The following is a 4247-nucleotide window of genomic DNA, read 5'->3' on the forward strand; positions in this document are numbered from 1 at the left end:
CTGGCAGCGGCTCGTCGAAATCGGCACCGATCGCCATGTTCGGAAGCTGCCCGAAGGACCGCGGCCGCGGCCGCAAGGGCGACAGTACGGCCACCGGCCGGCCCCGGCTGGTGATCGTCACCGGCGAACCGGTGCGCTCAACCTCTGCGAGCAGCGCGTTGAACTGGGACTTGGCCTCAGTGCTCGACACGGTCTTCATCACACGAGGGTACCGCTATCTGACCAATCAGACTAGTTGATCTAGTCATTGAGGATGGGGGCGCCGGCCGATGGGCGTTATCAGGTCCGTCGATTGACCGCTGCTGCCTCATCGCCGACATCGACTTGGCGTCCGCGCGCGCGTTGCGCCGAGAGCGCATGCGCGACCACCGAAAGCGCGTGCACGTCCAAACCCACGCTCGTACCGTTGAAACTCACCGGAAGCCTCCGGTCTGCAACTGTGGCTCTACCGGAGCGAGTGTTCACCCGCTGCCGGCAACCCACGTCCGATTGCAGCCCGAGGCCTTCGGCCCCAGGTCAGCCTCCATACCGTCTAGCTCAGAAGTTTTTGCAAGCGTTGACGGCTCTGCCGATCGGCCCGCCAGAGGCGTTGATGACGTCATCGCTGATGTCAGTCAACTGATTCTTGCCGAGGGCCTGCTCAATAGTATTCGCCTCCTGCTCACGCTGGCCCGGAGGAAGCGCCAGGAGTACATCCAGTGCCACCCGCAGCTTCTGCTCCGTTTGCGGATCGCGACTGATCTGGCCCCAGATGATGGGGGTGTTCTGCTGAAGCGAGGACATGATCTGCTGTTGAGAACATGTCGTGGTGTTGAGAGTGTCAGCCGATGCCGGACCTGCCAATGCTACGGCGAAGCAGGCGAGGCCAGCCGCCATACCCAGACCCTTATTCACAATGCCCATGGTGGGCAACCTAGCAGGTGCTGCGGTCAACGATGAATCGCAGCGCCGACGACCCACCGGTCTAGTCGGGCCGCTTCAGCGCCGCATACCGGGCCCGATGAAAGTCGGTGATCCGAACTCGTACCCGGTTGAGAGACCCCAGCGCGCTGCTGGTGGCGCGGACCGAACCAACGGTCTTGAGACCGCTGCACAAGTGCAGCCCAAGTGCAGTCAATCAATCCCGAAGTGCAGTCAAAGTTGAAAACCTACTACAGCAGCAACTGTAGGTTCCGTTTTTCCGTTGGCGAACCGACACCACGGTGAGCTCGGCATTCGACACTGTTCGGCTCTACTTGGCGAGGCGGTTTTTCCGCTTTTCGTGGGGAATCCGAGAACCGTACGGTTGTCCAGCTATTCGCCCCCCGTGCGTAATGGTCTCGGGCGGTTCACTTCCAGGCAGCCGAACCATATCCCCTGGCCGCTGCGACGGAGGTGACGCGCCCCCCACCTACACGGTGACGGGCGTGAACCGCGCGGCGCCCGGAACGGGGGTGCGACGGCTTGTCGAGAAGTCTGTCGTGGTCAAGTCCACTACGTACGGCACTGGATCGTCGATCGTTCGGTAGCCGTACCGGCGGTCGGTGAGATTGCACACCGTCGCCCATCGTGTGACCTCGTCAACCACCTGACCAGGTTTGAGCTCCTCGGTGATGATGCCCGCCGGAATGTCGAAGCTGTTGATCACGTGCAGGCATGCCGATTCGGCAGATGCGGCATCGGCGGGCTCGTCGATGAGCGCCATCAGCGCGGCCGCACGTATGAACCGTGAGGGCGGGGTGTAATCGCCGGGCAATCCCCGCAGTCCGCCGCCCTGCCCGAGCGGGTGAAGGGTGTTCTCGCCCACCGTGGTGGTGGGATTGGCCGACGAGATGCCCACGTAGTTGCGCAGGTTGGTGATGTGCCAGTCGAGGAACGGCCCGTTAGTGCCCACCCCGGTGGGGTTGTCGACGATGCGCATTCCCTCGGGGCGGAATTCGATGGCCGCCGAGCCCGTGGCGTCGTGCAGCAGGAAGTGCAGCGGCGGAGTGAACCCCAAGCCCGGGTCAACGCCCACCACGTTCATGCCTGCCGCGGTGGCCTTGGCCTCCCCAATGTTCTTGCAGGTACCCAGCAGGTAGGCGATGACATCCATCTCGCCGATGTCGTTGCCCGCGCCTTTCGGGTCCGCGTAGTCGCAGAACCCGGCCATGTACAGCGCGTGAGCACTCAGTCCCTCGGTGTTCATGCCATCTGCAAGAAGCCCGTCACCCCAGGCACCCATGCCGAGGATGCCGCACTGCGGCGTCCAGGCGATACCGTTCTTCACCCCGGCAGAAGTACGCGGCAGCCCCGCCGCCACAACCTGGACCTCCCACGGAATGAGGTCGGGGAACTCCATGGTGCGCCCCACCACAACGGTGCCGTCCGCGGCAGGCTTGATTTTGAAGTTGGTACACATGCGGTCACTTTATGATGCCGCCGCCCCTGTCCTCCAACCTTCTCCGCCACGAAAAGAGGAATTCCGCCACTGCGATGGACTGCTGGTGCGGCGAATTTCCGGTCAACGTGACGAGAGGGTTTGTCGGCTATTCGTGGCGAATCCGAGAACCGTACGGTTGTGCGTCATCTCGAGCCGCCTGGTGAAGAGGTACCGCGGAAAGCGAACCTCCGGGGGAGACGGCGCGAAGCGGAAGCGAACTGCCGGCCTAGTCGCCAGGAGTCTTGCGCTTTTCAGGGCCGGTAGGGATCTGGGGTGCCCATCGGTATCAGTGGATGCTCTTTGACGCTCTTGTCGAAGTCGCTGACGACCTTGAGAACAGGACCCACCACCCACGAATCGGGGGTCGGTTTTTCTTCGCGGGGGTCGGTGAAGAGGTTGTAGATCATCGGCACCGGGTACTTGGCCGGCGGGTCGAACATGGTGTCCTGCCGGTAGAAGTGAACTTTCCAGTTTCGCCATTTGACGGCCTGGAGTCGGTCGGCGCACCAGACCGGGAAGCTCTCGCGCGCTGACTTGTCGGTCTTGCCGAGGAAGAAGTCGGATTGGTCGAGGCTGTCGAATGGTCTGTCGGTGGGCACTTTCGCGCCGGCGAATCGGGCCAGCGTGGCGAACATGTCGACGCCGTGGATGATCTCGTTGGTTTCCCGGCCGGCCGGAATCTTTCCCGGCCAGCGGATCATGAATGGCACCCGGATACCGCCCTCGAGTGCGGTGAAGTACTGACCCCGCCACGGGCCCGCCCAGCCGTCCCAGGGCCGGATGAACTCGGGGCCGTTGTCGCTGGTGAAGATGACGATCGTGTTGTCTCGGATGCCGTCGTGGTCGACTGCGTCGAGGATTTGCCCGACGTTGGAATCCATTTCGGCGAGCATGTCGGCCCAATCGCCGTTTCCGGTTCGGCCCTTGAAGGCGGGGTTGGGTTCGGTGGGCAGGTGCGGTTGGGTGAGCGCCACGTAGGCCAAGAAGGGTTGGTCGGACTTACTGTTCTTGTCGATGTAGGACACCGCGCGGCGGGTGATCTCTGCGTCGATGAGGCGTCGCTGCTCGACGTCGTAGATCCCGAGCGGACGACTGTTCTCGCCTTTGCGGCCTTCCATCATTTGCTCGGCCGGCATGATGTCGGGCGACCATCCCGGCGAGGACGGCCATAACGATTCGTCGGTGGTGCGGGGAATGCCGAACCACTCGTCGAACCCTTGGTCGTTGGGCAGGCGGCCGTCGTGGCTGCCGAGGTGCCACTTGCCGAAATAGCCGGTGGCATACCCCGCGTCGGACAGTGCCTCGCCGATGGTCACTTCCCATTGCGTGAGGCCGTCGGCGACGCCGCCGAACGGGACGGAGTGGGTGCCGGACCGAATGGCCCAGCGACCGGTCAGCAGGCTGGAACGGCTTGGGGTGCACTGGGTTTCCATGTTGGCGTTGAGGAAGCGGGTGCCGTCGGTGGCCAGTGAGTCAATCCGGGGTGTCGGGGCGCCGCGGGTGATGCCGCCCCCGTACGCGCCGACTTCGCCGTAACCGAGATTGTCGCTGAGGATGAAGACGATGTTCGGCTTAACGGCATCGCCGTTCATCGAGCTCGTCTCGCCCACCCCAGCGGGTAGGGCGGGCTTCGACGAACACCCCGGAGTGATAGCCCCAAAACCGGCTACAGCAAGGCCACCGAGAACCGTCCGCCGAGACAACATCTTGCGCGCGTCAGCGCCTGCACCAGCAACGTCACTCAATGGAACCGCCTTGCATCGCGACTATTCACTTCCTCCTTGGACCGCATACTCAGCAAACTGTAATGAAGACTAGCGCAGGGCGTACCAGCCCTCCAGATAGC

General features: G+C 63.2%; 4 protein-coding genes. All 4 read right to left on the minus strand.

Going from position 1 to position 4247, the window contains the following annotated elements; genetic code table 11:
• Nucleotides 1-199, minus strand: a 199-nt coding sequence (locus ADBZ5N_RS17595) for a type II toxin-antitoxin system Phd/YefM family antitoxin (protein ID WP_526259674.1), incomplete at its 3' end; no start/stop codon positions are given.
• 338 nt (nucleotides 200-537) lie between these two features.
• Nucleotides 538-903, minus strand: coding sequence for a hypothetical protein (locus ADBZ5N_RS17600; protein ID WP_526259676.1), 366 nt, complete (start codon nucleotides 901-903; stop codon nucleotides 538-540).
• A 487-nt stretch (nucleotides 904-1390) separates the two neighbouring features.
• Nucleotides 1391-2380: a bile salt hydrolase gene (gene bsh, locus ADBZ5N_RS17605; protein WP_526259678.1), complete on the minus strand. Its 990-nt coding sequence runs from the start codon at nucleotides 2378-2380 to the stop codon at nucleotides 1391-1393.
• 272 nt (nucleotides 2381-2652) lie between these two features.
• Nucleotides 2653-3993: an arylsulfatase gene (locus tag ADBZ5N_RS17610; protein ID WP_526259680.1), complete on the minus strand. Its 1341-nt coding sequence runs from the start codon at nucleotides 3991-3993 to the stop codon at nucleotides 2653-2655.
• Nucleotides 3994-4247: the final 254 nt, after the last annotated feature.

The organism is Mycobacterium sp. (genome assembly GCF_044370595.1).
Lineage (GTDB): Bacteria > Actinomycetota > Actinomycetes > Mycobacteriales > Mycobacteriaceae > Mycobacterium.

What these genes read in the sequence shown, in the direction of transcription:
- ADBZ5N_RS17600 (WP_526259676.1), bottom strand. Translation starts at nt 903, where the DNA reads ATGGGCATTGTGAATAAGGGTCTGGGTATGGCGGCTGGCCTCGCCTGC.
- ADBZ5N_RS17610 (WP_526259680.1), bottom strand. Translation starts at nt 3,993, where the DNA reads ATGAACGGCGATGCCGTTAAGCCGAACATCGTCTTCATCCTCAGCGAC.
- bsh (WP_526259678.1), bottom strand. Translation starts at nt 2,380, where the DNA reads ATGTGTACCAACTTCAAAATCAAGCCTGCCGCGGACGGCACCGTTGTG.